Source organism: Pseudomonas fragi (genome assembly GCF_025426255.1).
In the GTDB taxonomy this organism is placed as follows: Bacteria; Pseudomonadota; Gammaproteobacteria; order Pseudomonadales; family Pseudomonadaceae; genus Aquipseudomonas; species Aquipseudomonas kulmbachensis.
In genome coordinates, this window is record NZ_CP104861.1 from 1579084 (window position 1) to 1605236 (window position 26153).

General features: G+C 56.5%; 23 protein-coding genes. 15 read left to right on the forward strand and 8 right to left on the reverse strand.

Features of this window, described 5'->3' with window-relative positions:
• Positions 1–78: 78 nt before the first annotated feature.
• From N7D90_RS07415 to minC, 4 genes are all read right to left on the reverse strand, one after another.
• On the reverse strand, positions 79–714 hold the full coding sequence (locus N7D90_RS07415; protein ID WP_261741556.1) for an RluA family pseudouridine synthase: 636 nt from the start codon (positions 712–714) through the stop codon (positions 79–81).
• A 90-nt stretch (positions 715–804) separates the two neighbouring features.
• A complete protein-coding gene (gene minE, locus N7D90_RS07420) occupies positions 805–1059 on the reverse strand; it encodes a cell division topological specificity factor MinE (protein WP_019828577.1) in 255 nt (84 codons plus the stop codon).
• 3 nt (positions 1060–1062) lie between these two features.
• On the reverse strand, positions 1063–1875 hold the full coding sequence (gene minD / locus N7D90_RS07425) for a septum site-determining protein MinD (RefSeq protein WP_048358615.1): 813 nt from the start codon (positions 1873–1875) through the stop codon (positions 1063–1065).
• Between the two features lie 199 nt (positions 1876–2074).
• Positions 2075–2812: a septum site-determining protein MinC gene (minC, locus tag N7D90_RS07430; protein WP_261741557.1), complete on the reverse strand. Its 738-nt coding sequence runs from the start codon at positions 2810–2812 to the stop codon at positions 2075–2077.
• A gap of 118 nt (positions 2813–2930) precedes the next feature.
• Between minC and N7D90_RS07435 the strand changes: the two genes are divergently transcribed.
• Both N7D90_RS07435 and N7D90_RS07440 read left to right on the forward strand, forming a co-directional pair.
• Complete coding sequence (locus N7D90_RS07435; RefSeq protein ID WP_261741558.1) at positions 2931–3863, forward strand: lipid A biosynthesis lauroyl acyltransferase; 933 nt, start codon at positions 2931–2933, stop codon at positions 3861–3863.
• 27 nt (positions 3864–3890) lie between these two features.
• Positions 3891–5036 (forward strand): patatin-like phospholipase family protein, encoded by a 1146-nt coding sequence (locus tag N7D90_RS07440; RefSeq protein WP_261741559.1) that lies wholly within the window; start codon positions 3891–3893, stop codon positions 5034–5036.
• 132 nt (positions 5037–5168) lie between these two features.
• Here N7D90_RS07440 and N7D90_RS07445 read toward each other — a convergent pair whose 3' ends face one another.
• Complete coding sequence (locus N7D90_RS07445) at positions 5169–5957, reverse strand: VacJ family lipoprotein (RefSeq protein ID WP_261741560.1); 789 nt, start codon at positions 5955–5957, stop codon at positions 5169–5171.
• Complete coding sequence (locus N7D90_RS07450) at positions 5950–7248, reverse strand: serine/threonine protein kinase (protein WP_261741561.1); 1299 nt, start codon at positions 7246–7248, stop codon at positions 5950–5952. The genes N7D90_RS07445 and N7D90_RS07450 overlap by 8 nt, the downstream gene beginning before the upstream one ends.
• A 230-nt stretch (positions 7249–7478) precedes the next feature.
• On the opposite strand from N7D90_RS07450, the gene N7D90_RS07455 reads away from it, so the two are divergent.
• Positions 7479–7841, forward strand: a complete 363-nt coding sequence (locus N7D90_RS07455; RefSeq protein WP_261741562.1) for a hypothetical protein — start codon at positions 7479–7481, stop codon at positions 7839–7841.
• A 66-nt stretch (positions 7842–7907) separates the two neighbouring features.
• Here the strand turns inward: N7D90_RS07455 and N7D90_RS07460 are convergent, their stop codons facing one another.
• Complete coding sequence (locus N7D90_RS07460; RefSeq protein ID WP_261741563.1) at positions 7908–9458, reverse strand: beta (1-6) glucans synthase; 1551 nt, start codon at positions 9456–9458, stop codon at positions 7908–7910.
• A 291-nt stretch (positions 9459–9749) separates the two neighbouring features.
• Between N7D90_RS07460 and N7D90_RS07465 the strand changes: the two genes are divergently transcribed.
• The 3 genes from N7D90_RS07465 (at position 9750) to N7D90_RS07475 (ending at position 12796) form a co-directional block, all read left to right on the forward strand.
• Positions 9750–10607 (forward strand): glycine betaine ABC transporter substrate-binding protein, encoded by an 858-nt coding sequence (locus N7D90_RS07465; protein WP_261742396.1) that lies wholly within the window; start codon positions 9750–9752, stop codon positions 10605–10607.
• Positions 10608–10829: 222 nt separating this feature from the next.
• Positions 10830–11141, forward strand: coding sequence for a DUF485 domain-containing protein (locus N7D90_RS07470; protein WP_261741564.1), 312 nt, complete (start codon positions 10830–10832; stop codon positions 11139–11141).
• Positions 11138–12796 (forward strand): cation acetate symporter, encoded by a 1659-nt coding sequence (locus N7D90_RS07475; protein ID WP_261741565.1) that lies wholly within the window; start codon positions 11138–11140, stop codon positions 12794–12796. Before N7D90_RS07470 ends, N7D90_RS07475 begins: the two co-directional genes overlap by 4 nt.
• Positions 12797–13056: 260 nt before the next feature.
• Here N7D90_RS07475 and gltA read toward each other — a convergent pair whose 3' ends face one another.
• Positions 13057–14346, reverse strand: a complete 1290-nt coding sequence (gene gltA, locus N7D90_RS07480; protein ID WP_261741566.1) for a citrate synthase — start codon at positions 14344–14346, stop codon at positions 13057–13059.
• A 350-nt stretch (positions 14347–14696) separates the two neighbouring features.
• On the opposite strand from gltA, the gene sdhC reads away from it, so the two are divergent.
• The 9 genes from sdhC to sucD all read left to right on the forward strand — a co-directional run bounded on the left by sdhC (position 14697) and on the right by sucD (position 26104).
• A complete protein-coding gene (sdhC, locus tag N7D90_RS07485) occupies positions 14697–15083 on the forward strand; it encodes a succinate dehydrogenase, cytochrome b556 subunit (RefSeq protein WP_261741567.1) in 387 nt (128 codons plus the stop codon).
• Complete coding sequence (sdhD, locus tag N7D90_RS07490; RefSeq protein ID WP_003446906.1) at positions 15077–15445, forward strand: succinate dehydrogenase, hydrophobic membrane anchor protein; 369 nt, start codon at positions 15077–15079, stop codon at positions 15443–15445. Before sdhC ends, sdhD begins: the two co-directional genes overlap by 7 nt.
• 3 nt (positions 15446–15448) lie before the next feature.
• The gene (gene sdhA / locus N7D90_RS07495) at positions 15449–17224 is read left to right on the forward strand and encodes a succinate dehydrogenase flavoprotein subunit (RefSeq protein ID WP_261741568.1); all 1776 of its coding nucleotides are present in this window, start codon (positions 15449–15451) and stop codon (positions 17222–17224) included.
• Positions 17225–17235: 11 nt separating this feature from the next.
• A complete protein-coding gene (locus tag N7D90_RS07500; protein WP_261741569.1) occupies positions 17236–17940 on the forward strand; it encodes a succinate dehydrogenase iron-sulfur subunit in 705 nt (234 codons plus the stop codon).
• Positions 17941–18200: 260 nt separating this feature from the next.
• Positions 18201–21032, forward strand: coding sequence for a 2-oxoglutarate dehydrogenase E1 component (locus N7D90_RS07505; RefSeq protein ID WP_261741570.1), 2832 nt, complete (start codon positions 18201–18203; stop codon positions 21030–21032).
• A gap of 41 nt (positions 21033–21073) precedes the next feature.
• The gene (gene odhB / locus N7D90_RS07510) at positions 21074–22288 is read left to right on the forward strand and encodes a 2-oxoglutarate dehydrogenase complex dihydrolipoyllysine-residue succinyltransferase (RefSeq protein ID WP_261741571.1); all 1215 of its coding nucleotides are present in this window, start codon (positions 21074–21076) and stop codon (positions 22286–22288) included.
• Positions 22289–22393: 105 nt separating this feature from the next.
• Positions 22394–23830 carry a dihydrolipoyl dehydrogenase gene (lpdA, locus tag N7D90_RS07515; RefSeq protein ID WP_261741572.1) on the forward strand — a complete coding sequence of 479 codons (1437 nt, stop codon included), beginning with the start codon at positions 22394–22396 and terminating at the stop codon, positions 23828–23830.
• A 226-nt stretch (positions 23831–24056) separates the two neighbouring features.
• Entirely contained in the window at positions 24057–25223 is a 1167-nt protein-coding gene (gene sucC / locus N7D90_RS07520; RefSeq protein WP_261741573.1) for an ADP-forming succinate--CoA ligase subunit beta, read from the forward strand.
• Positions 25223–26104 (forward strand): succinate--CoA ligase subunit alpha, encoded by an 882-nt coding sequence (gene sucD, locus N7D90_RS07525; protein WP_048358600.1) that lies wholly within the window; start codon positions 25223–25225, stop codon positions 26102–26104. The genes sucC and sucD overlap by 1 nt, the downstream gene beginning before the upstream one ends.
• Positions 26105–26153 lie beyond the last annotated feature (49 nt).

Genomic DNA, 26153 nt, shown 5'->3' on the forward strand with positions numbered 1-26153 from the left:
GATGCCTGAATTTACGACAGCTGCGCCGCCGACCGCAGCCTCGTTCCTACGGCAGCTGCTACGGAAGCGCCGCAGCAGTCAAAACGGAGCCGGGCACTCAAACCGCAGGCGTTCGCCGGTTTGCGGGTGGGTGAAACTCAGCATGCTGGCGTGCAGGCACAGGCGCGGCCAGGCGGCCAGGGCTTGTGGATGCGCATAAAGACCATCGCCCAGCAGCGGGTGACCGATAGACAGCATGTGTACCCGTAGCTGGTGCGAGCGGCCGGTGATCGGCGTCAGCTCAACCCGGCAGTAATCGCCGCAGCGTTCCAGAACTTTCCAGAAGGTCAGCGCGTTTTTGCCAAATTCGTGATCAACCACGTGCCGGGGCTTGGTCGGTGGGTCGTAACGCAAGGGCAGGTCGATGCTGCCACTGTCCAGCTCGGGCTGCCCCCAGGCCAGTGCGGTATAGGCCTTTTCGGTTTCACGGTCGTGAAACTGGCGCGACAGTTCGCGATGGGTGTCAGCGTCCCGTGCCAGCAGAATGATCCCGGAGGTTTCCCAGTCCAGTCGATGGACAATACGCGCCTCGGGATAGCCGTTTTCCTGCAGGCGGGTGATCAAGCAGTCCTTGTTGTCTTCGGCCCGGCCCGGCACCGAAAGCAGCAGGGTCGGCTTGTTGACCACCAGGACGCCAGCGTCCTCATGGATGATGTGAATATTGGACAACGGCATTAAAACAGCCTCTTAACAAACGCCAACGGCGACGAGGGAACCTCCCCCGCAAGGAAGGCGCCCAAGTCGCCGTGGTGTCAGCCGGATCGATTAACGGTCAGGCAGTGTGATGTTGAGTTCCAGAATCGAGCAGCTACCCTCGTTCTCGAGGGCGATCTGTACTTGATCATCCCCGATATTGACGTACTTGCGGATCACCTCGACCAGCTCTTTTTGCAGGGCAGGCAGGTAGTCCGGGGTGCTGCGTTGGCCGCGCTCGTGCGCCACGATGATCTGTAGACGCTCTTTCGCAACCGACGCGGTGCTTGGCGTTTTGCGAGTACGAAAGAAGTCAAAAATGTTCATTGTTTAGTTGCCTCCAAACAGGCGCTCGAAGAATCCCTTCTTCTGTACATCAAGGAACCGGTGCTCCACGGTTTTGCCCAGCAGGCGATCAACAGCATCGCTGTAGGCCTGGCCGGCGTCGCTCTGATCGTCAAGGATCACAGGTACGCCCTGGTTGGAAGCCTTCAGTACAGCCTGGGATTCTGGAATGACGCCCAGCAGGGCCACGGCCAAAATCTCTTTGACGTCTTCAACGCCGAGCATTTCGCCCTTGGAGACGCGGTCCGGGTTGTAGCGGGTCAGCAGCAAGTGTTCCTTGATCGGGTCTTCGCCCTTCTCGGCGCGGCGCGATTTGCTGGCCAGCAGGCCCAGCATGCGGTCCGAGTCACGTACCGAAGACACTTCCGGGTTGGTCACGACAATCGCTTCATCAGCGAAGTACATGGCCAGGTGGGCACCGGTTTCGATGCCTGCCGGGGAATCACACACCACGAATTCGAAGGTCTCTTTAAGTTCCATCAGAACTTTTTCGACGCCTTCCTTGGTCAGTGCATCCTTGTCACGGGTCTGGCTGGCGGCCAGCACGTAAAGGTTTTCCAGACGCTTGTCTTTGATCAGTGCCTGCTGCAGGTTGGCTTCGCCGTTTACCACGTTGACGAAGTCATACACCACGCGGCGCTCGCAACCCATGATCAGGTCGAGGTTACGCAAGCCGACGTCGAAGTCGACGATTACTGTTTTGTGGCCGCGCAGAGCGAGGCCGGTACCGATAGCGGCGCTGGTGGTGGTCTTACCCACACCACCCTTGCCGGATGTAACCACTAGAATCTTGGCCAAGGTGTTTCACCCCTAAGGAAAAAGGACTTTTTAGCCCCTGAATAACATCTCTATGAACGACTGCAGGTGAACAGCCTTGGCGGGGCATTGTTCAGGTTGCGTTTACGGTGTGTAAATGCGGCCTGATTGTTTGTCCCTACAAGGAAAAGTCTGTTTTCACTACGATTTTGAGATGGTTGGAAAATGGCGAGAGTATCCGTTAAAGCCGGGTGATGTTCAACATGTCACTTGACAGACTGATCTGAACGCCTGTTCCCCACAACGGATCTCGACGCAAGTCTTCAGATACCTTGTACTTGCCTGCAATCGACACCAGTTCGGCGCTCAACTGCTGGCAAAAAATCCGGGCCTTGGTGTTGCCTTTATGACCTGCAAGCGCTCGGCCACGCATTGGCCCGTAAACATGGATGTTGCCATCGGCCATAAGTTCCGCACCGGGGCTGACTGAGGCAATAACTACCAGGTCACAACCTTCGGCATACACCGTCTGGCCGCCGCGTACCGGGCTGGTGATGATTTTCGTCGGCTTGATCACAGGCTCTGGCGGTTTTTCGGGTTTTTTCGGCTGGACCACTTCGACAGGATCAATCGGTCGCTCGCGTGCGCCTGAAGGCGGCAGCACTGGCAGGTCGATGGCGATGGCCGCTGCGATGTCTTCAATGCGGTTGGCCCGAATGGCCAGGGTGCGCAAGCCATGCTGGCGGCACACGCGCATCAGCCCGGGCAGATCGATAGCACCTTCGCCGGCGGGCAGTTTGTCCAACGCCAGTACGAGAGGGGTGTTGCTGAAAAAATTTGGTGCCTGAGCCACTTTGGCGGCCAGTTGGCGGTCCAGTGCCTCAAGGTTGTTGTGTGCCAGTTCCAGCACCGTAATGGCGAGCATACTGCCCTTAAGCTGGAACACAGGGGCTTGGTCTAGCGATTCGGTTTGGGTCATGGTCTGTTAACGCGGCTTGTCACTTAAAGTGCTGAGACTTATAACGAGAACGCCCGCGAGCCGCAAGCGGGGTCGAACGATGTAGAATGCCCGGCCATGTGTCTGTCCGGAATCATTAATGGATCGCCCGCGTTTTCGTGCTGCTTTTTTTCATCCGCGCTTTTGGCTGCTTTGGCTAGGGCTGGGCGTGCTGTGGCTGGTTGTTCAACTGCCTTATAAAGTCCAGCTGTGTATCGGCCGAGGGCTGGGTGCGCTGATGTACCGGGTGGCCGGTGATCGTCGGCGCATTGCGACGCGCAACCTTGAATTGTGTTTTCCTGAAAAAACTGCCGCCGAGCGCAAGCAGTTGCTCAAGGACAATTTCGCCTCGACCGGCATCGCTTTTTTTGAAATGGCCATGAGCTGGTGGTGGTCCCGGTCACGATTGGCCAAGCTGGCCCATGTCGAAGGGCTGGAGCATCTCAAACAGGCCCAGCTGGAAGGCAGGGGTGTGATCCTGATGGCGTTTCACTTCACCACGCTGGAGATTGGCGCCGCCTTGCTCGGTCAGCAGCACACCATCGATGGCATGTACCGCGAGCATAAAAATCCATTGTTCGACTTTATTCAGCGTCGGGGGCGTGAGCGGCATAACGTCGACTCGCTGGCAGTCGAGCGTGATGACGTACGCGGCATGCTCAAGTTGCTGCGCTCCGGGCGGGCGATCTGGTATGCGCCTGATCAGGACTACGGCGCCAAGCAAAGTATCTTCGTGCCGTTGTTCGGTATCGAGGCAGCCACCGTGACTGCCACCAGCAAGTTTGCCCGACTGGGCAAAGCGCAGGTTGTGCCCTTTACTCAACAACGACTGGCCGACGGCAGTGGTTACAAGTTGGTCATTCATCCTCCCCTGAGGGATTTCCCCGGAGAAAGCGATGAGGTGGACTGCCTGCGAATCAATCAATGGGTCGAACGGGCGATACGTGAGTGCCCCGAGCAGTATCTGTGGGCCCATCGTCGCTTCAAGACCCGTCCGCCCGGCGAGCCCAAGCTCTACGACAAACGCCGCTGACGCATACCCCTGCGAGGGCGACTCGTGATGAGTGCCGTCGCGCCCGTTACGGGCCTGATACTGTCAGGCGGTGGGGCGCGTGCGGCCTATCAGGTTGGCGTGCTGGCGGCGATTGCCGAATTGTTGCCAGCAGGCGCGGCTAATCCGTTTCCAGTGATCGTCGGCACGTCGGCGGGGGCGATCAATGCGGTCAGCCTGGCCAGCGGAGCGATGGATTTCACCCGTGCAGTCGAGAGCCTGACCGCGTTCTGGCAAAACTTTGAAAGCCATCGCGTATTGCGCAGCGACTGGCCGGGAGTTCTGCGTCAGGCCAGTCGGTTTATGTTCCACAGTCTGCTTGGGCTGGGTTCGCAGGTACCGGTGGCGTTGCTCAATAGCTCTCCGTTGCGGGACCTGCTTCACGAAAAGATCAATTTTCAGGGTATTGATCAGGCGATTGCCGGGCAGCACCTGCGCGCGGTGGCGGTGACGGCGTTCGGTTATTCCTCGAGCCAGGCCATAACCTTTTATCAGGGCAAGGGCACTATCGATGGCTGGCTGCGTCACCGACGTATTGGTATGCCCACCGCGCTAACAGTAGAGCACTTGCTGGCCAGCTCGGCGATTCCGTTGTTGTTTGCTCCGGTCAGGATTGGTGAGGAGTACTTCGGCGATGGCGCGGTGCGTCAGTCGGCGCCTATCAGTCCTGCCCTGCATTTGGGGGCAACCCGGGTGCTGGTGGTGGGGGTCAGCGGTAACCCGCGCGGGCCGGATCTACAAGGCGCTGAGCCGCGTTACTACAATGCAGCGCAACCTACCCTGGCGCAAATTGGCGGGCATATGCTCAACAGCACGTTTATTGACAGCCTGGAGAGTGATATCGAACTGCTGGAGCGTTTGAATCACTTCAGCCGCTTGCTGCCCCGGCAAACCGATAATCTTGGGCTGGCGCCCGTGGAAGTGCTGGTTATTGCGCCGAGCCAACCCATCGACGAGATCGCGGCCCGTCATCGACATGAATTGCCTGTTGCGCTGCGTACATTTTTGCGTGGCCCCGGTGCGACCAAGACCAGTGGTGCAGGGGTGCTGAGTTACTTGTTGTTTGAGTCGGGCTATTGCCGCGAGTTGATCGAGCTTGGGCGCCGTGACGCGATGGACAAGCGCGAAGCGCTGTGCCGGTTTTTGCGGGTGTAGTTCATGCGATTTGTGTAGCCGCTGCCACAGGCTGCGATAAGGTCCGCAGGACCTTCGCATTCGATCAGAATACGGGGGCCGCTGCGCAGCTTTAGCAGGCTGCGGCAGCGGCTACAGATTTTGCCTGTGTGGTTACTCGGCGATCTGCAATTTACGCGCTTCGGTGTAGATATAGCGCAACTTGTCGTACTCAAACGGCGAGTCGAACTGGCCATAGCGGAAGCTGGTGTTGTAACGCTTGTCGACAGCGCCCAGTACCCAGATCTCGGGGTGGCGGGTGCTTTCGTGAGGTACGTTGAGGAAGTTGATTTCCTGGTTGACGCCAAAGTCGACCGCCAGACCGGTGGTGTCACGCAAGTTCGACGGCCCGAGGATAGGCAGCATCAGATAAGCGCCGCCCGGTACTCCATAAAAGCCCAATGTCTGGCCGAAGTCTTCGCTTTGGCGCGGCAGGCCCATTGCCGTAGCCGGGTCCCACAGGCCGCCAACACCCAAAGTCGTGTTGAGCAGCAGGCGCCCTGTAGTTTCCAGAGAACGGTGGCCCTTGAGTTGCAACAGGCTGTTGAACAGGTTGGGTACATCACCCAAATTGTTGAAGAAGTTACTCACGCCTGTACGCAGAAAGCTCGGCGTAACATAGCGATAACCGTCGACCACCGGCAGGAACACCCACTGGTCGAAGCGGTAGTTGAAGTGGTAGATACGGCGGTTGAGTGACTCCAGCGGGTCATACACATTGAGCGCGTTCATGGTGGCGCGTTCGAACTCGCGCTGATCCAGGCCCGGATTAAACTTGAGCAATTTCAACGGTTGGGTAAAGCCGTCGATATCCGGCGTCAGCTCCGTGTGGGCCTTGCTGTTATCCGCTTGGGCGAAGCCTGCGCTGAGCAGGGCGGCAAGAAGCAATAGTTGTTTAGCCACGGAAAAACTCCAGCATAGCGTCAGCGTTGACTCGGTAGTTGAGGTTGCCGCAGTGGCCGCCATACGGATAAACCGTCAGGCGATTGCCGAAGGTCTTACGCAGAAACCCCAGGTCGCCAGGGCCCAGGATGATGTCGTCAGCGTTATGCATGACGGCAATTTTCGGGCTGTTTTTAAGGTAGTCCTGGAGCGCGTACAGGCTGACTTGATCGATCAGTTGCAACAGGCTGCCGCCATCAGTTTTGGCGCGCCACATGGGAATCACTTGCTCGGTCAGGTAGCAGTCGAAATCACACTGCAACGAACGCTTGAGAAACGGCGTAAGGCTGGTGCCTTCGGTGATCGGGTAGTTCGGCGGAGTGATCAGGCCTCGGCGGTTGATCAGGTCCGAGGTGAACACGATGTCGGCCGACGAAAAGCGGAACACGGTGCCGATCAGCATTGCCATCTGCTCGTTGCTCAGGCGCTCCTTGGAGTTTTGCAGGTCATAGACCAAGGCAGCATTCAGGTCTACACGGCCTTTGTCCTGGAAGTAGCGGGTCAGCTTGTTCAGCACCAGTTCGTAGAAAGTGGTCGTGTTGTTGATGCCTTTGACTTCTGTTTGAACCAGCCTGTCGAGGTTGCTGATGGAGGTGAACAGGTTGACCGGCGGGTTGAGCATCAACACCTTTTTGAAGTTGAAGCTTTTGCGGGTTTCATCCAGGTGGCTGACGAAAGCTGCATCCAGCGCTCCCAGGCTATAGCCTGCCAGGTAGTAGTCGGTTACGGGGAGGCTTGCCTGTTGGGCGCGTACGGCTTGCATCACGTGATACAGGTCTTCGGCGTCGTACTGGCTGATGCCTGGTGTAGCCAGGCGTGAGGCTGCACTCATAAAGTCATAGCTGGTGGGTGATGACAGCTGAACGACGTGATAGCCCTCTTGGTAGAAGAGTTTTTTCAAGTATTCATTGAGGCTACTGTCATAAGCCGCGCCGGTGCCTGCAATCAGAAACATCAGTGGCGCCGGATGATCCTGTTTGGCCATGCGGTAGGTCAGCTTTTTCACGGCCCAAAAATTGGCGGGCAGAGTGAATTCGCGTTCGGGGCGCAGGCTGAGGGTGTAGTCCGACTGGTTGATGTCATCTTCGGCGGGCAGCAGGGGGCGCATGTCCGGCGGAGTGGTGGCAATCGTGGCTTCAAACGGATTGGTAATCGGGTAGCCATACGTTGCGGGGTCGACATCGACCGCCTGTGCGGACGCACTCAAGATAAGGCCGCCCAGTAAGGCAGCGAGGGGCAGAGAACGAAGCATGAAGACTATCCCTAAAAAGGTGCGGAAATGATTCGCAGGCTATGACCACAGGGCTAGTGCTGAAGTGCCGTATGGCGGCACTAAATAAATCCCCACAGAGTCGCAGGCAGGCAAAAGGCTACCCAACGATACACGTTGAATGACTTTAGTTAACAGATATCTGATTGCAAGGCTTGCATAGACGAGGATGGAGATTAAGCTGGGCGCCGCTTTTGTCTATCGGAGTTTTTATGCGACCTCGTTTGCCGTTGATCTTGCTGCTTATCGCCCTGCCTGTGTGGCTCGTGGCCAGTTATGGGCTGCGATACGGCTTGATGGAAGACCCGCAGTGGGTGGGCACGTGTGTTGCTGAGGCTGCGCGCTGGGAATGCCAGTTGCGCTCCAACCTGGGGCTGTTGATCCATTTCCGGGTGATGGGCTGGATCGCTTTGGTACTGTCGATTGTCGCGTTCTTTGTGCGCGGACGGGTCGGCAGCGCGCTGGCGGTACTGGCCTTGTTGTTCGGCTTTCCGGCGCTGGCATTGTATAACGCCAGCCTGGCGGTGTTTGCGGTGGTGATTGCAGGGCTGCGATTGGTGCGGGCAGCCAGATAAGAGTTTGTACGAGCAGTTGTGGGAGCGAGCCGGCTCGCTCCCACAAGGGGTAATGCTAAAAGGGTGTTATGCGCGCTTGCGCACGCTGCGCCACAGTGCCATCACCATCAGTACGCTCACCAATGCCCATGTCCACGCCTGCTCATTGATCAGGCCCTCGCGGTACAGCTGCACCGGAATGCCCGCGCCTATGATCAATGCCAGCAGCCCGAATTCGCGGCGTGGGCCGGTTACCGGGCGTAGCAGGTAAACCAGTGCAGGCAATAGCAGCGCTGCACTCGGGAAGCTGCGGTAGCGCGGTTCAAATACCAACCCAAGCATCATCACGGCACCGGCAAAACCGGCCGCAGCCAGCCACCAACCCGCACGCCGCTCCAGCAAGTTGAACAGGCGTTCGCGCCAGCCGTCTTTCTGGCCAAGGGCCAATGCGCCATGGGTCAGTACGATCAGGTTCAGGCCAACCAGTAAGCCAGCCCATAGCCACTCGCCAGCAAAGCGACTGGTGACTGACGCCAGCTCGGCCCAGGCCACGATGCTGCATCCCGCCACAGCCCCCAGTGCTGGCAGCAATAGCGCGGCGCGAGTTGAACGAACCCGCCCGCCAATCAGCAGCGTGCCCAGAAACAGGGTGGCGCCAAGACCTAGCCACACAGGCCAGTGCGGCAGGTTGGACACGGGCCCGGCGAGGATGCCCTTGTCCTGACGATCGGCATCAAACAAACCCCAGTAACCTCCAACAGCACCTTCGCTGCCACGCTTCCAGGGTTGGTCGAACGCTTCGATCAGGTTGTATTTCCAGCCGTTCTGTTCGGCTAGCGTGACAAAGCCACGAATGAATTTCGCTTCGTTGACCCGGCTCGGCAGGGCGGTTTCACGCTGGCGACCTTCGCTGGGCCAGCCGGTTTCGCCGATCAGAATGTCTTTAGGGGCAAACTTGTTGCCGAACACCTGACGGACCTGCGCCACATGGTTCACTGCCTGATCAATGCCCGCTGGGTCATCTTCCCAGTAAGGCAGCAGGTGGATGGTCAGAAAGTCCACTGCCGGAGCGATTTCCGGGTGTTGCAGCCAGAACTCCCAAACATCTGCGTAAGTGACGGGTTGCTTGACCTGGCTTTTAACCTTGCCGATCAGCTTGACCAGTTGCGGGGCTGTTATTTCTTTGCGCAGCAGGGCTTCGTTGCCGACGATAACCGCGCTGACCACGTCTGGATTGGCGTTGGCCGAGGCGATCAGGGCGTCGACTTCCTGTTCAGTGGCGATAGGGTCGCTGCTGACCCAGGCCCCGATCATCAGTTTCAGGCCGTGCTTGCGTGCCAGCTCCGGCAGGGCTTCAAGGCCTGCCTGGGAGTAGGTGCGAATACATTGAAAGCGCGTGGCGAGCAATGCCAGGTCTGCGTCCATGCGTTCGGCACGCGGTACGAAAGGCTGGTCGAAGGGGGACTGGTCCTTGTCGAACGGCGTGTAGGACGCACATTGCAGTTTGTGGGTCGGTGTCGCGGCATCGGGCAAAATTACCGGTTGGCCAAGGCCGTACCAGAAGCCGGCAATGGCAAACACGCCCAGTAAGCAGGCAAACAGATAAGGCAGCACGGGGAAGCGGGCAGTCGCAGACATGGTCAGGCCGTATGGGAGCAAAGCCGCGCATCTTACCTGCAATTGAGCCGGTTCAGCGCCCGCGTATAATTTTGACATGCAAAGTTCAGGCAGTCTTGCGGGCAAAGTGCCGGGGTTCCAACGGGGTATGGTCGCAATGTCGTTGGTTGCTGCCTGGAAGTCGTCGTCAGAGCATGACTGTCGGCAATCGAGGTTGATTATCACGGTGCAGGTTAAGCGGGGGGTACAAACCCTGCACCAACCCTGATGTGGCCCGGCACTCGTCGGGCCCGGCACTGTGGGGAATCAAAGATGAAGATGCGACGCCTTTTGAGCGCGGGAGCAGCCTTGGTGCTGGCGATGAGTGCGGGTTTGGCAAGCGCTCAGAGCAAGCCGACCCTGAATATTGGTTATGTTGATGGTTGGTCCGATAGCGTGGCGACTACCCATGTAGCGGCCGAAGTTATCAAGCAGAAGCTGGGTTATGACGTGAAACTGATGCCGGTAGCGACCGGGATCATGTGGCAGGGCGTGGCGACGGGCAAGCTGGACGCGATGCTGTCCGCCTGGCTGCCGGTGACTCATGGCGAGTACTGGGCCAAGAATAAAGACAAGGTTGTCGATTATGGTCCGAACTTTAAAGACGCAAGAATTGGCCTGATCGTTCCGGAGTATGTAAAGGCACGGTCCATTGCCGACCTGAAGGGCAGCAGCGAGTTTAAAAACAAGATTGTCGGCATTGATGCCGGCTCAGGTGTGATGCTCAAGACCGATCAGGCAATCAAGGATTACGACCTGAAGGGTTACAAGTTGCAAGCCAGTTCAGGGGCTGCCATGACTTCTGAGTTGGGGCGCGCTTATGCCAAGAATGAACCCATCGCAGTGACCGGCTGGGTGCCACACTGGATGTTTGCCAAGTGGAAGCTGCGCTTTCTCGATGATCCGCAGGGCGTGTATGGCGCTGCAGAAACCGTTAATAGTATCGGCAGCAAGGAACTGGATAAAAAAGCCCCTGAAGTAGCGGCGTTTTTGCAGAAGTTTTCCTGGGATTCAAAAGATGAGATTGGCGAGGTAATGCTGGCTATTCAAGAGGGTGCAAAACCTGAAGCTGCGGCCAAGGAATGGGTCGCTAAACATCCGGAACGCGTTGCTCAGTGGACCGCTAAATAATCGCGAAGTGTCTGGGTCGCAGTACACAAGACCGTTTGGCGTTTACGCCAGGCGGTTTTTGCATTTATGGGCGGTTGTGCTAGCGGTCATCGTCCTTGCAGGCTAGAGAAATCGGGGGCTACAGCAAATTGAGGCTCTACTACTAAAGTCGTCTGGAATTGAATCAGCAGCGCCCTAATAGTGAAAGCGTTCCATTTCATCTGTGCTGCGAGGACAAAAATAATGAACGACAGCATTTACCTCTCGATTCAAAACAGCCCGCGCTTCAAGGAGCTGGTTAAAAAAAGAGAACGATTCGCCTGGATTCTCTCGGCAATCATGCTCGGGTTATATGCCGCCTTTATCCTGTTAATTGCTTATGGGTCGCACATCATGGGGGCCAAGTTGACCCCTGATTCGTCTATTACCTGGGGTATTCCGATTGGTGTGGGGCTGATTGTTTCAGCCTTTATTCTGACGGCAATCTATGTACGCCGGGCCAATGGTGAGTTTGACGCGCTGAACAATGCAATTCTCAAGGAGGCGGGGCAATGATCAGGCGTCTATTGGCAACACTGGGCATCGCTGCCCTTGCACCAGCGGTTTGGGCGGGGGAGGCCCTGACTGGCGAAGTGCAAAAACAACCGCTTAATATTGCCGCGATCATCATGTTCGTTGCATTTGTTGGCGCCACGCTGTGCATTACTTACTGGGCATCGAAGCGTAACAAGTCGGCAGCCGACTATTATGCAGCTGGCGGCAAAATCACAGGGTTTCAGAATGGTCTGGCGATTGCGGGCGACTATATGTCCGCCGCCTCCTTTCTGGGTATTTCCGCGCTGGTCTATACCTCTGGCTACGATGGCCTGATCTATTCGATCGGCTTCCTGGTGGGCTGGCCCATCATCCTGTTCCTGATAGCAGAGCGTCTGCGCAACCTGGGCAAGTACACCTTTGCTGACGTGGCGTCGTACCGTCTGGGGCAAGCCCAGATTCGTTCATTGTCAGCGTGCGGTTCGCTGGTGGTGGTTGCGTTCTACCTGATCGCGCAAATGGTGGGTGCCGGTAAGCTGATCCAGTTGCTGTTCGGCCTGGATTACCACGTAGCGGTGATCATGGTGGGCATCCTGATGTGCCTGTACGTGTTGTTCGGCGGCATGCTGGCAACCACATGGGTGCAGATCATCAAGGCGGTACTGTTGCTGTCCGGTGCGACGTTCATGGCCGTGATGGTAATGAAGCACGTCAACTTCGACTTCAATGCGCTGTTTGCTGAAGCGGTCAAGATTCACCCTAAAGGTGAGGCGATCATGAGCCCGGGCGGGCTGGTGAAAGATCCAATTTCTGCGTTCTCTCTGGGCCTGGCATTGATGTTTGGTACTGCTGGCCTGCCACATATCCTGATGCGCTTCTTCACCGTGAGTGATGCGAAAGAAGCTCGCAAGAGCGTGTTGTACGCAACCGGCTTTATTGGCTACTTCTACATCCTGACCTTCATTATCGGTTTTGGCGCGATCATCCTGGTGAGCACCAACCCTGCATTCAAAGACGCTGCTGGCGCCTTGCTGGGTGGTAACAACATGGCGGCCGTGCATCTGGCTGATGCGGTAGGTGGCAGTATCTTCCTGGGCTTTATCTCGGCAGTGGCGTTCGCCACCATCCTGGCGGTGGTTGCGGGTCTGACCCTGGCTGGTGCTTCGGCGGTGTCTCACGACCTGTATGCCAGCGTGATCAAGAAGGGCAAGACCAACGACAAGGATGAGATTCGGGTTTCGAAAATCACCACCATTGCATTGGCAGTGTTGGCGATCGGCCTGGGTATCCTGTTTGAAAGCCAGAACATCGCGTTCATGGTGGGCCTGGCGTTCTCCATCGCGGCTAGCTGCAACTTCCCGGTACTGCTGCTTTCCATGTACTGGAAAAACCTGACCACTCGCGGTGCGATGATTGGCGGCTGGATGGGGCTGGTGAGTGCGGTAGGCCTGATGATTCTGGGGCCGACCATTTGGGTGCAGATCCTGCATCATGAAAAAGCGATCTTCCCTTACGAGTACCCAGCACTGTTCTCGATGATCATTGCGTTCGCGGGTATCTGGTTCTTCTCTATTACTGACAAGTCCAAGTCAGCAGAGAAAGAGCGTGCGTTGTTCTTCCCGCAGTTTGTGCGTTCGCAGACCGGTCTTGGGGCGAGCGGGGCGGTGGATCATTAATTAGCGGTAGGCGTTATGTGTAAAGCAATCCCCCTGTCGTGAGGCAGGGGGATTTTTTTGTGTTGAGGTTTGTGTGGGGGCGGGCTTGCTCGCGATGGCATCACTGCGGCCTGTCAGGTGAGCCACGGCGATACCATCGCGAGCAAGCCCGCTCCCACAGCAGTCAGTTCTGCACAGGGTTAAAACGGCGCAAAACAAAAACGGCCTCTATATATAGAGGCCGTTTTGTTTGCAGCTAAGACTATATCGTGGGATATGCCTTACTTGCGGTCTTCCAGTTTGGTCAGGTCACGCTGCTCGTAGCCGGTGTACAGCTGGCGTGGGCGGCCAATCTTGTACGGGCTGGAGAGCATTTCTTTCCAGTGCGAGATCCAGCCGACTGTACGCGACAGAGCGAAGATCACGGTGAACATGCTGGTTGGAATGCCGATCGCCTTGAGGATGATCCCCGAGTAGAAGTCGACGTTCGGGTACAGCGAGCGCTCGATGAAGTACGGGTCGGTCAGTGCAATCTCTTCCAGACGCATGGCCAACTCAAGTTGCGGATCATTTTTGATCCCCAGCTCTTTAAGTACTTCGTCGCACGTCTTCTTCATGACTGTGGCGCGTGGGTCGCGGTTTTTGTAAACGCGGTGACCGAAGCCCATCAGTTTGAATGGATCGTTCTTGTCCTTGGCCTTGGCGATGAAGGTGTCGATGTTCGAAACATCGCCAATTTCGTCGAGCATGGTCAGCACGGCTTCGTTTGCGCCGCCGTGGGCAGGGCCCCACAGTGCAGCGATGCCAGCGGCAATACAGGCGAACGGGTTAGCACCCGAAGAACCCGCCAGACGCACGGTGGAGGTCGAAGCATTCTGTTCGTGGTCAGCGTGCAGGATAAAGATCTTATCCATTGCCTTGGCCAGTACCGGGCTGATCGGTTTGATCTCGCACGGCGTGTTGAACATCATGTGCAGGAAGTTTTCGGCGTAGGTCAGGTCGTTACGCGGGTACATCATGGGTTGACCCATGGAGTACTTGTAAACCATCGCTGCGAGGGTTGGCATCTTGGCAACCAGGCGGATCGCGGAAATTTCGCGATGCTGCGGGTTATTGATGTCCAGGGAGTCGTGGTAGAAGGCCGAAAGGGCGCCGACTACACCGCACATGACCGCCATCGGGTGGGCGTCACGACGGAAGCCGTTGAAGAAAGTCTTCAACTGCTCGTGAACCATGGTGTGGTTCTTCACGGTGCTGACAAATTGAGCCTTCTGCTCTGCAGTCGGCAGTTCGCCGTTCAGCAGCAGATAAGCGGTCTCAAGGTAGTCAGAGTGTTCAGCCAGCTGTTCAATCGGGTAGCCGCGGTGGAGCAGGATACCGTTGTCACCATCAATATAGGTGATCTTCGACTCGCAAGATGCAGTCGACATGAAGCCAGGGTCAAATGTGAATCGGCCCGTAGCCGTTAGGCCGCGCACATCGATTACATCGGGACCCACGGTGCCAGTTAAAATGGGCAGCTCGACGGGGGCTGCGCCCTCGATGATCAACTGCGCTTTTTTGTCAGCCATGTGGCCTCCTATTTATGCTTGAAATCATCAGACAGACCCCCCACGCAGGGCCCGCACCACTATAGTGAGATAAATTTGAATGTCAATTTGCCTAAAGTCTTGCTGTACAAGGCTTTGAGAAGCATTTTTTCGCGAATATCCCAGCCGTTTACGCCTTTTATAGCCTAAGCGCAATGCGCTATTAGGGGGAGGTGTTTGCGTTGTCATTAGTGACCTAACTGTCTATACTCGGCAGCCGACCGCCAGGGGCTTTTGGGCCTGTTTAGATGGGGGTCGTCACTCCCGGGTGGTGGGTACCTGACCAGTGCGCATCCCAACAAACTTGCCCTGATTGTTAGGGGCTCTTCAGTGTGAAAAAAGCCGTGAATAGCCAACGACCTGTAAACCTAGACCTAAGGACCATCAAACTCCCCATCACCGGCGTTACGTCATTTCTGCACCGTGTATCGGGCATTATTCTTTTTCTCGGCCTGGGCATCATGCTTTATGCATTGAGCAAATCCCTGGGTTCCGAAGAAGGTTTTGCCGAGGTGAAGGCATGCTTGACCAGTCCGCTGGCCAAATTCGTTGCGTGGGGCCTGCTCTCTGCCTTGCTGTATCACTTGGTTGCCGGTGTGCGCCACTTGATCATGGACATGGGCATCGGTGAGACGCTTGAAGGCGGCCGACTGGGCTCGAAAATCGTAATCGCCATTTCCGTGGTGATGATCGTTCTGGCGGGAGTTTGGATATGGTAACCAGCGTTACGAACCTATCGCGTTCGGGCCTCTATGACTGGATGGCACAACGTGTGTCTGCGGTCGTTCTAGCGGCTTATTTCATTTTCCTGATCGGATACCTCGTTGCGAACCCTGGCATTGGCTACGCCCAATGGCATGAACTGTTTGCAAGCAACTGGATGCGTATCTTCAGCCTGCTGGCCCTTGTTGCTCTGGGCGCACACGCCTGGGTAGGCATGTGGACCATCGCGACCGACTACCTGACGCCAATGGCGCTGGGCAAGTCCGCGACAGCAGTACGTTTCCTCTTCCAGGCAGTCTGCGGCGTTGCAATGTTCGCTTACTTCGTCTGGGGTGTGCAGATTCTTTGGGGTATCTGATTCATGGCTAACACAGTTAATACACTTTCGTTCGACGCCATCATTATTGGCGGCGGCGGTGCTGGCATGCGCGCTGCTCTGCAGCTGGCACAAGGTGGTCACAAGACTGCCGTAATCACCAAGGTTTTCCCGACTCGTTCGCACACCGTATCGGCTCAGGGTGGCATTACCTGCGCGATCGCGTCTGCAGATCCAAACGATGACTGGCGCTGGCACATGTACGATACCGTCAAGGGTTCCGACTATATCGGTGACCAGGACGCTATCGAATACATGTGTTCCGTAGGCCCGGAAGCCGTATACGAACTTGAACACATGGGCATGCCGTTCTCCCGTACTGAACAGGGTCGCATCTACCAGCGTCCTTTCGGTGGTCAGTCCAAGGACTTCGGTAAAGGCGGTCAGGCTGCCCGTACCTGCGCTGCAGCCGACCGTACCGGTCACGCGCTGCTGCACACCCTGTACCAGGCCAACCTGAAGGCTGGCACTGTATTCCTTAACGAATACTACGGTGTCGATCTGGTGAAGAACGAGGCTGGCGACTTTGTCGGCATGATCGTTATCTGCATCGAAACAGGCGAAACCTCTTACGTTCGCGCTAACGCCACCGTATTGGCGACTGGCGGTGCAGGCCGTATCTACTCGTCCACTACCAACGCTCTGATCAACACCGGTGACGGTATTGGCATGGCGCTGCGTGCTGGCGTGCCGGTACAAGACATCGAAATGTGGCAGTTCCACCCAACCGGTATTGCCGGCGCCGGTGTACTGGTTACAGAAGGTTGCCGTGGTGAAGGTGGATACCTGATCAACAAGCACGGTGAGCGTTTCATGGAGCGTTACGCTCCGAACGCTAAAGACCTTGCTGGTCGTGACGTTGTAGCTCGCTCGATGGTTAAGGAAATCATCGCGGGCAACGGTTGCGGTCCAGATGGCGACCACGTAATGCTGAAACTCGATCACCTGGGTGAAGAAGTTCTGCACAGCCGTCTGCCAGGCATCATGGAACTGTCCAAGACCTTCGCTCACGTCGATCCAGCCGTAGCGCCGATCCCGGTTGTTCCAACTTGCCACTATATGATGGGCGGCGTTGCCACCAACATTCATGGCCAAGCGATCACTCAGGACGCTGATGGCGTTGATACCATCATCCCTGGCCTGTTCGCAGTGGGTGAAGTGGCGTGCGTATCGGTACACGGTGCCAACCGTCTGGGCGGCAACTCGCTGCTTGACCTGGTGGTGTTCGGTCGTGCTGCAGGCCTGTTCCTTGAGCAGACCCTGAAAGAAGGCGTTGATTACGCTCGTCCTCGCCAGTCCGACATCGACGCTGCCCTGGCACGTCTGGACGGCCTGAACTCGCGTACTGACGGCGAAGACGTAGCTACCCTGCGTAAAGAGCTGCAAAGCTGCATGCAGAACTACTTCGGTGTATTCCGTACTGGCGAATACATGCAGAAGGGTATTGCCCAGCTGGCTGATCTGCGCAAGCGCATCGCCAACGTGAAAATCAACGATAAGAGCCAGGCGTTCAACACGGCCCGTATCGAAGCCCTTGAGCTGCAAAACCTGCTCGAAGTGGCTGAAGCAACTGCAATCGCTGCTGAAGTTCGTAAAGAATCGCGCGGTGCTCACGCCCGTGAAGATTTCGAAGATCGTGATGACGTTAACTGGCTGTGCCACACCCTGTACTTCCCGGGTGAAAAGCGCGTTGCCAAGCGAGCCGTAAACTTCTCGCCGAAAACCGTCCCGACCTTTGAACCCATGATTCGGACTTACTAAGGGTGGCCGATATGTTGAAAGTCAGTGTTTATCGCTACAACCCGGACCAGGACGCTGCGCCGTTCATGCAAGAGTTTCAGGTCAATACCAATGGTAAAGACCTGATGGTGCTGGACGTGCTGGCGCTGGTTAAAGAGCAGGACGAGGGTTTCTCCTATCGTCGCTCTTGCCGTGAGGGCGTTTGCGGCTCCGACGGCATGAACATCAACGGCAAAAACGGCCTGGCGTGTGTAACGCCGCTGTCCGCTGTCGTTAAAGGCAACAAGCTGATTGTTCGTCCATTGCCAGGTTTGCCGGTTATCCGTGACCTGGTCGTCGATATGAGCATCTTCTACAAGCAATACGAAAAAGTTAAGCCGTTCCTGCAGAACGATACTCCGGCTCCGGCCATTGAGCGTCTGCAATCGCCAGAAGAGCGTGAAAAGCTCGACGGTCTGTACGAGTGCATCCTGTGCGCTTGCTGCTCGACCTCGTGCCCATCCTTCTGGTGGAACCCGGACAAGTTCCTGGGCCCTGCTGCACTGCTTCAAGCCTATCGTTTCCTGGCTGACAGCCGTGACACCAAGACCAGCGAGCGTCTGGCTTCACTGGATGACCCGTTCAGCGTATTCCGCTGCCGCGGGATCATGAACTGCGTAAACGTGTGTCCGAAGGGCTTGAACCCGACTAAGGCCATTGGACACGTGCGTAGCATGCTGCTGCAAAGCGGCGTGTGATCCAAAGCTGTAACGCAGGACCGCTGTAACCGTAGATGCTACGGCGCAGGCTTCAACCGGCGCCGTAGTTTTAACCTGAGCAACAGCTCATAAAGCTGCGGCTCTTATTTTGAAGAAATGAGACCAGCAGGGGCATCCGGGCTGGTACCCGGACTATCAGCGTGATCCTAAGTGGCTTGTTTTAGTCGCTGTATTCGGACTTTCTCAAGCGTGCTCTGGTGTTCTCGTCGATGGTGTCCCCTAACCGAGGGTGACCAAGCATGCAAGAAAGCGTGATGCAGCGCATGTGGAACAGCGGCTATCTTTCAGGTGGTAACGCTGCCTATGTGGAAGAGCTCTACGAGCTCTACCTGCACGACCCTAACGCTGTGCCAGAAGAATGGCGCACCAAATTTCAGACGTTGCCCGCTGACGGCAACTCTGCCAACGATGTTTCGCACTCCACAATCCGCGATCATTTCGTGCTGCTGGCAAAGAACCAGCGCCGCGCCCAACCGGTTTCCGCCGGGAGCGTGAGCAGTGAGCACGAGAAGAAGCAGGTTGAAGTGCTGCGATTGATCCAGGCCTATCGGATGCGCGGCCACCAGGCAGCCCAGCTTGATCCGCTGGGGCTGTGGCAGCGTCCTGCACCTGCAGACCTGTCGATCAATCATTACGGCTTGACCAATGCCGATCTTGATACGACCTTCCGTGCCGGCGACCTGTATATCGGCAAAGAGGAAGCGAGCCTACGCGAAATTCTCGAAGCGTTGCAGCAGACATATTGCCGCACCATCGGCGCAGAGTTCACGCACATCGTCGATTCCGAGCAGCGCCACTGGTTTGAACAGCGCCTCGAAAGCGTACGCGGCCGTCCAGCGTATTCTGCTGAAGTCAAAGGCCATCTGCTTGAGCGCGTCACTGCTGCTGAAGGTCTGGAGAAGTACCTGGGTACTAAATACCCGGGCACCAAGCGTTTCGGCCTGGAAGGCGGCGAAAGCCTGATTCCTTTGCTGGACGAGCTGATCCAGCGTTCGGGCAACTACGGCACCAAGGAAATCGTTATCGGCATGGCCCACCGTGGCCGTCTGAACGTATTGGTGAACACCTTCGGCAAAAACCCGCGCGAGCTGTTCGACGAGTTCGAAGGCAAGAAAAAAATCGAGCTGGGTTCCGGTGACGTTAAATATCACCAGGGCTTCTCCTCCAACGTCATGACCTCCGGTGGCGAAGTTCACCTGGCAATGGCGTTTAACCCGTCCCACCTGGAAATCGTTTCTCCAGTGGTTGAAGGGTCTGTACGTGCTCGCCAGGACCGTCGTAACGACAGCACCGGCGAAAAGGTACTGCCGATTTCCATCCACGGTGACGCTGCATTCGCAGGTCAGGGCGTGGTCATGGAAACCTTCCAGATGTCGCAGACTCGCGGCTTCAAGACTGGCGGTACGGTTCACCTGGTCATCAACAACCAGGTTGGCTTCACCATCAGCAATCCGGAAGACTCGCGTTCTACCGAGTACTGCACTGACGTCGCGAAAATGATTCAGGCCCCGATCCTCCATGTAAATGGTGATGATCCGGAAGCCGTATTGTTCGTGACCCAGCTGGCTATCGACTACCGCATGCAGTTCAAGCGTGACGTCGTGATCGACCTGTTCTGCTACCGCCGTCGCGGTCACAACGAGGCCGATGAGCCAAACGGCACTCAGCCGCTGATGTATCAGCAGATCGCCAAGCAGCGCACTACCCGTGAGCTGTATGCCGAGCGTCTGACGCAAGAGAAAGTGGTAGACGCAGAGCGCGTTCAGGCCAAGATCGACGAATATCGCAACGCGCTGGACAACGGTCTGCATGTTGTGAAAAGTCTGGTCAAAGAGCCTAACAAAGAGCTGTTTGTAGACTGGCGCCCATACCTGGGTCACGCCTGGACTGCTCGTCACGACACGCGTTTTGATCTCAAGACCCTGCAAGAACTGTCGGCCAAGCTGCTGGAAATTCCAGATGGCTTCGTGGTTCAGCGTCAGGTTGCGAAGATCTACGAAGACCGTCAAAAAATGCAAGCCGGCGGCCTGCCGATCAACTGGGGTTATGCCGAAACAATGGCATACGCAACCCTGCAGTTCGAAGGTCACCCGATCCGCATGACGGGTCAGGACATTGGTCGCGGTACGTTCTCGCACCGTCACGCCGTGTTGCACAACCAGAAAGATGCTGGCACCTACATTCCTCTGAAGCACCTGTTCGAGGGTCAGCCACGTTTTGACCTGTACGACTCGTTGCTGTCGGAAGAAGCAGTATTGGCGTTCGAATACGGTTACTCGACCACCACGCCAGAGGCGCTGGTGATCTGGGAAGCCCAGTTCGGCGACTTCGCCAACGGCGCCCAGGTTGTAATCGACCAGTTCATCACCAGCGGTGAGCACAAGTGGGGCCGTCTGTGCGGTCTGACCATGTTGCTGCCACACGGTTATGAAGGTCAGGGCCCGGAGCACTCCTCTGCACGTCTTGAGCGTTACCTGCAATTGTGCGCTGAGCACAACATTCAGGTGTGCGTACCAACAACTCCTGCACAGATCTACCATCTGCTGCGCCGCCAGGTTATCCGTCCGCTGCGCAAGCCGCTGATCGTCCTGACACCGAAGTCGTTGCTGCGTCACAAATTGGCAATCTCGACCCTGGAAGATCTGGCCGAAGGTTCGTTCCAGACCGTTATTCCGGAAATCGATGCGCAAGATCCGGCGAAAGTCGGTCGCATCGTGCTGTGTAGCGGCAAGGTCTACTACGACCTGTTGGAAAAACGCCGTGCCGAAGGTCGTGATGACATCGCCATCGTGCGTCTTGAGCAGCTGTACCCGTTCCCTGAGGACGACTTGATTGAAGTCCTGGCTCCGTACAAAAACGCCAAGCATATTGTTTGGTGTCAGGAAGAGCCGATGAACCAGGGTGCCTGGTACTGCAGCCAACACCACATGCGCCGCATCATTGGCGGTCACGACAAGTCTCTCGTACTTGAGTACGCGGGCCGTGACGCTTCTGCTGCACCTGCTTGTGGTTACGCATCGATGCACGCTGAGCAACAGGCAAAACTGTTGCAAGACGCGTTCACTGTTTAACGCCTTCGCGCACTGAAACCGAATTTAAGGAACCAAAGAACATGGCTATCGAGATCAAAGCCCCAACATTTCCGGAATCGGTTGCCGATGGCACCGTTGCCACCTGGCACAAGCAACCGGGCGACGCTGTAAAACGCGACGACCTGATTGTTGACATCGAAACCGACAAGGTTGTGCTGGAAGTACTGGCTACAGCTGACGGCGTTCTGGGCGCTATCGTCAAGAACGAAGGCGACACCGTTCTGTCCGACGAAGTTCTGGGCTCCATCGTTGAAGGCGGTGTTGCTGCTGCCCCAGCCGCTGCTGCACCGGCCGCTCAGGCTGCTGCTCCTGCTGCTGATGGCGAAGACGATCCTGTTGCTGCTCCTGCAGCTCGCAAGATCGCTGAAGAAAACGGCATCAACATCGCTTCCGTTGCCGGTACTGGCAAAGGCGGTCGTGTGACCAAGGAAGACGTAGTTGCTGCTGTTGCTGCCAAAAAGGCCGCTCCTGCTGCTGCGCCGGCCAAGGCCGCTGCTCCTGCCGCTGCTGCTCCGGTATTCGCTGTTGGCGACCGCGTAGAAAAACGCGTTCCGATGACCCGCGTTCGTGCCACTGTGGCCAAGCGTCTGGTTGAAGCTCAGTCGAACATGGCGATGCTGACCACTTTCAACGAAGTGGACATGACTGAAATCATGGCACTGCGTTCGAAGTACAAGGACCAGTTCGAGAAGGCCCACAACGGCGTACGCCTGGGCTTCATGTCGTTCTTCGTCAAAGCTGCTACCGAGTCGCTGAAACGCTTCCCGGCTGTGAACGCTTCGATCGACGGTTCCGACATCGTTTACCACGGCTTCGCCGACATCGGTGTTGCTGTATCCAGCGACCGTGGTTTGGTGGTTCCGGTTCTGCGTAACGCCGAACTGATGAGCCTGGCTGAAATCGAAGGCGGTATCGCTGCTTACGGCAAGAAAGCCCGTGACGGTAAGCTGTCGATCGACGAAATGACCGGCGGTACCTTCACGATCACCAACGGTGGTACTTTCGGTTCGATGATGTCGACCCCGATCGTTAACCCGCCGCAAGCCGCGATCCTGGGCATGCACAACATCCTTCAGCGTCCAATGGCAATCAACGGTCAGGTAGTTATCCGTCCGATGATGTATTTGGCTCTGTCTTACGATCACCGCTTGATCGACGGCAAAGAAGCTGTAAGTTTCCTGGTAGCAATCAAAAACCTGCTGGAAGACCCAGCTCGTCTGCTGCTGGATATCTAATAGAAGCAGCTGCAAGCTTCAGGTGACAAGCTGCGAGAAAAAGCAGCTTGGCTTGGGCTTGCAGCTTGCAGCTGACAGCTTGTAGCTAATAGAGGATCTATTTTCATGTCTCAGAAATTTGACGTTGTAGTGATTGGTGCGGGCCCTGGCGGCTACGTTGCAGCCATCAAGGCCGCGCAATTGGGCCTTTCGACTGCTTGCATCGAAAAATACACCGACAAGGAAGGCAAACTGGCTCTGGGCGGTACTTGCCTGAACGTTGGTTGCATTCCATCCAAGGCGCTGCTGGACAGCTCCTGGAAGTATCACGAAGCCAAGGATGCATTTGCTATCCACGGCATCACCACCGGTGAAGTGAAGATGGACGTAGCTGCGATGGTTGGCCGTAAAGCCAACATCGTTAAAGGTCTGACTTCCGGCGTTGCTACCCTGTTCAAGGCTAACGGTGTTACTTCCCTGCAAGGCCACGGCAAACTGCTGGCCGGCAAGCGTGTTGAACTGACCAAGCCAGACGGCAGCGTTGAAATCATCGAAGCCGAGAACGTGATTCTGGCATCGGGTTCGCGCCCAATCGACATTCCACCGGCTCCAGTTGATAACAACGTGATCGTTGATTCGACCGGCGCACTGGAATTCCAATCCGTACCTAAGCGTCTGGGCGTTATCGGCGCTGGCGTTATCGGTCTGGAACTGGGTTCGGTATGGTCCCGTCTGGGCGCTCAGGTAACTGTTCTGGAAGCTCTGGACACGTTCCTGATGGCTGCTGACGCTGCCGTTTCGAAAGAAGCCTACAAAACCCTGACCAAACAAGGTCTGGACATCAAGCTGGGCGCTCGCGTAACCGGTTCCAAGGTTAACGGCGAAGAAGTCGTTGTGACCTACACCGACGCCAACGGCGAACAGACCATCACGTTCGACAAGCTGATCGTAGCCGTGGGTCGCCGTCCGGTGACTACCGAACTGCTGGCAGCTGACAGCGGCGTGACCATCGACGAGCGCGGTTTCGTGTTTGTTGACGATCATTGCGCCACCAGCGTACCGGGCGTATTCGCCATCGGTGACGTGGTTCGCGGCATGATGTTGGCTCACAAGGCTTCGGAAGAAGGCATCATGGTTGTTGAGCGCATCAAAGGTCACAAGACCGAGATGAACTACGACCTGATTCCATCAGTTATTTACACTCACCCGGAGATCGCGTGGGTAGGTAAAACCGAACAGGCCTTGAAAGCTGAAGGCGTTGAAGTTAACGTCGGCACCTTCCCGTTCGCAGCCAGTGGTCGTGCCATGGCAGCAAACGACACCGGTGGCTTTGTTAAAGTCATTGCTGATGCCAAAACTGACCGCGTACTGGGCGTCCACGTGATTGGCCCGAGCGCTGCAGAGCTGGTTCAGCAGGGCGCTATCGGTATGGAATTCGGCACTAGTGCTGAGGATCTGGGCATGATGGTTTTCTCCCATCCAACCCTGTCCGAAGCGTTGCACGAAGCAGCGCTGGCTGTGAATGGCGGTGCCATCCACATTGCCAACCGTAAGAAACGTTAATACCAGACAATAAGAAACCACGGCGGTTTGCCCGTCGTGAGCCTTGCTAGCAAGCCTCACCGCGGAACTTCCGCCGGACGCAGTCTTGTCTTGTTTGACCCAGGCCCGACTCCGCTCACGCGTGTGTCGGGTTTGTTGAAGCAGCACAAGCAGCAGTCACAGGTGGTGCGGCACTAATAAAAGTGCAGCGCCGAATGCGCAGTACCTAACGAAGACGGTAAAAAGCATGAATCTTCACGAGTATCAGGGTAAGCAGCTGTTCGCTGAATACGGCCTGCCAGTATCCAAGGGTTATGCAGTAGATACCCCGGAAGCAGCCGCAGAAGCTTGCGACAAAATCGGCGGAACTGAATGGGTTGTTAAAGCCCAGGTTCACGCAGGTGGTCGCGGTAAAGCGGGCGGCGTAAAGCTGGTTCGCAGCAAAGAAGACGCTAAAGCATTCGCACAACAGTGGTTGGGCAAGCGTCTGGTGACTTACCAGACTGATGCCGCTGGTCAGCCGGTCACCAAGATCCTGGTTGAATCGTGCACTGATATCGCTAAAGAGCTGTACCTGGGCGCTGTCGTTGACCGTTCGAGCCGCCGTATCGTGTTCATGGCTTCCACCGAAGGTGGCGTGGACATCGAGAAAATCGCTCACGACACTCCAGAAAAAATTCTGAAAGCAACTATCGATCCACTGGTTGGCGCTCAGCCATTCCAGGGTCGCGAGTTGGCTTTCCAGTTGGGTCTGGAAGGCAAGCAAGTTACTCAGTTCGCCAAGATCTTCGTAGGTCTGGCCAAGCTGTTCAAGGATCACGACCTGGCTCTGCTGGAAGTGAACCCGCTGGTTATCAAGACTGACGGCGATCTGCACTGCCTCGATGCGAAAATCAACATCGACGCAAACGCCATGTACCGTCAGGCCAAGCTGAAAACTTTCCACGATCCGTCGCAAGACGATCCGCGCGAAGCGCACGCTGCCAAGTTCGAACTGAACTACGTAGCACTGGAAGGCAACATCGGCTGCATGGTAAACGGCGCTGGTCTGGCGATGGGCACCATGGACATCGTTAACCTGCATGGCGGCAAGCCAGCCAACTTCCTCGACGTTGGCGGCGGTGCTACCAAAGAACGCGTAACCGAAGCGTTCAAGATCATCCTGTCCGACAGCAATGTCGCTGCAGTATTGGTCAACATCTTCGGCGGCATCGTTCGTTGCGACATGATTGCCGAAGGCATCATCGGTGCAGTGAAAGAAGTCGGCGTGAAAATCCCGGTGGTTGTTCGCCTTGAAGGCAACAACGCTGAACTGGGCGCTAAAGTACTGGCAGAAAGCGGCTTGAACATCATCGCTGCTACCAGCTTGACCGACGCTGCTCAACAAGTTGTTAAAGCTGCGGAGGGCAAGTAATGAGCGTCCTGATCAATAAAGACACCAAAGTTATCTGCCAGGGCATCACTGGTTCGCAGGGTAGCTTCCACACCCAGCAAGCCATTGAATACGGCACCAAGATGGTTGGTGGCGTTACTCCGGGCAAAGGCGGTACCACTCACCTGGACCTGCCTGTTTTCAACACCGTGAAAGAAGCTGTAGCTGCCACTGGCGCAACCGCCAGCGTTATCTACGTACCAGCTCCTTTCTGCAAGGATTCCATCCTTGAAGCAGCTTTCGGCGGCATCAAGCTGATCGTTTGCATCACTGAAGGCATTCCTACCCTGGACATGCTGGACGCTAAAGTTAAGTGCGACGAGCTGGGTGTAATCCTGATCGGCCCTAACTGCCCAGGCGTTATCACCCCAGGCGAATGCAAGATCGGCATCATGCCAGGTCACATTCACTTGCCAGGCAAAGTAGGCATCGTGTCGCGTTCCGGCACCCTGACTTACGAAGCTGTGAAGCAAACTACTGATGCCGGTTTCGGTCAGTCGACTTGCGTAGGCATCGGCGGTGACCCGATCCCTGGTTCCAACTTCATCGACATCCTGAAGTTGTTCCAGGAAGACCCGAAGACCGAAGCGATCGTAATGATCGGTGAGATCGGCGGTTCGGCTGAAGAAGAAGCGGCTGCCTACATCAAGGCACACGTGACCAAGCCAGTTGTTTCCTACATCGCTGGTGTGACTGCCCCTGCAGGCAAGCGCATGGGCCATGCTGGCGCAATCATCTCTGGCGGCAAGGGTACTGCAGACGAGAAGTTTGCTGCCCTGGAAGACGCAGGCGTTAAAACCGTGCGTTCGCTGGCAGATATCGGCAAGGCTCTGTCTGAGCTGACTGGCTGGGCTGTCAAATAAGCCTCGCGCTTAACTGACTGCTACACCAGGCAAAGGCCACCTTCGGGTG

Bases quoted from the DNA above. Each gene is read 5' to 3' on its own strand.
- N7D90_RS07465 (WP_261742396.1), top strand. From the start codon at position 9,750: ATGAAGATGCGACGCCTTTTGAGCGCGGGAGCAGCCTTGGTGCTGGCG.
- N7D90_RS07415 (WP_261741556.1), bottom strand. From the start codon at position 714: ATGCCGTTGTCCAATATTCACATCATCCATGAGGACGCTGGCGTCCTG.
- sucC (WP_261741573.1), top strand. From the start codon at position 24,057: ATGAATCTTCACGAGTATCAGGGTAAGCAGCTGTTCGCTGAATACGGC.
- minE (WP_019828577.1), bottom strand. From the start codon at position 1,059: ATGAACATTTTTGACTTCTTTCGTACTCGCAAAACGCCAAGCACCGCG.
- N7D90_RS07450 (WP_261741561.1), bottom strand. From the start codon at position 7,248: ATGCTTCGTTCTCTGCCCCTCGCTGCCTTACTGGGCGGCCTTATCTTG.
- N7D90_RS07440 (WP_261741559.1), top strand. From the start codon at position 3,891: ATGAGTGCCGTCGCGCCCGTTACGGGCCTGATACTGTCAGGCGGTGGG.
- minC (WP_261741557.1), bottom strand. From the start codon at position 2,812: ATGACCCAAACCGAATCGCTAGACCAAGCCCCTGTGTTCCAGCTTAAG.
- sdhA (WP_261741568.1), top strand. From the start codon at position 15,449: ATGGCTAACACAGTTAATACACTTTCGTTCGACGCCATCATTATTGGC.
- gltA (WP_261741566.1), bottom strand. From the start codon at position 14,346: ATGGCTGACAAAAAAGCGCAGTTGATCATCGAGGGCGCAGCCCCCGTC.
- odhB (WP_261741571.1), top strand. From the start codon at position 21,074: ATGGCTATCGAGATCAAAGCCCCAACATTTCCGGAATCGGTTGCCGAT.
- N7D90_RS07500 (WP_261741569.1), top strand. From the start codon at position 17,236: ATGTTGAAAGTCAGTGTTTATCGCTACAACCCGGACCAGGACGCTGCG.
- N7D90_RS07435 (WP_261741558.1), top strand. From the start codon at position 2,931: ATGGATCGCCCGCGTTTTCGTGCTGCTTTTTTTCATCCGCGCTTTTGG.
- sdhD (WP_003446906.1), top strand. From the start codon at position 15,077: ATGGTAACCAGCGTTACGAACCTATCGCGTTCGGGCCTCTATGACTGG.
- sucD (WP_048358600.1), top strand. From the start codon at position 25,223: ATGAGCGTCCTGATCAATAAAGACACCAAAGTTATCTGCCAGGGCATC.
- N7D90_RS07505 (WP_261741570.1), top strand. From the start codon at position 18,201: ATGCAAGAAAGCGTGATGCAGCGCATGTGGAACAGCGGCTATCTTTCA.
- N7D90_RS07475 (WP_261741565.1), top strand. From the start codon at position 11,138: ATGATCAGGCGTCTATTGGCAACACTGGGCATCGCTGCCCTTGCACCA.
- lpdA (WP_261741572.1), top strand. From the start codon at position 22,394: ATGTCTCAGAAATTTGACGTTGTAGTGATTGGTGCGGGCCCTGGCGGC.
- N7D90_RS07470 (WP_261741564.1), top strand. From the start codon at position 10,830: ATGAACGACAGCATTTACCTCTCGATTCAAAACAGCCCGCGCTTCAAG.
- N7D90_RS07455 (WP_261741562.1), top strand. From the start codon at position 7,479: ATGCGACCTCGTTTGCCGTTGATCTTGCTGCTTATCGCCCTGCCTGTG.
- N7D90_RS07460 (WP_261741563.1), bottom strand. From the start codon at position 9,458: ATGTCTGCGACTGCCCGCTTCCCCGTGCTGCCTTATCTGTTTGCCTGC.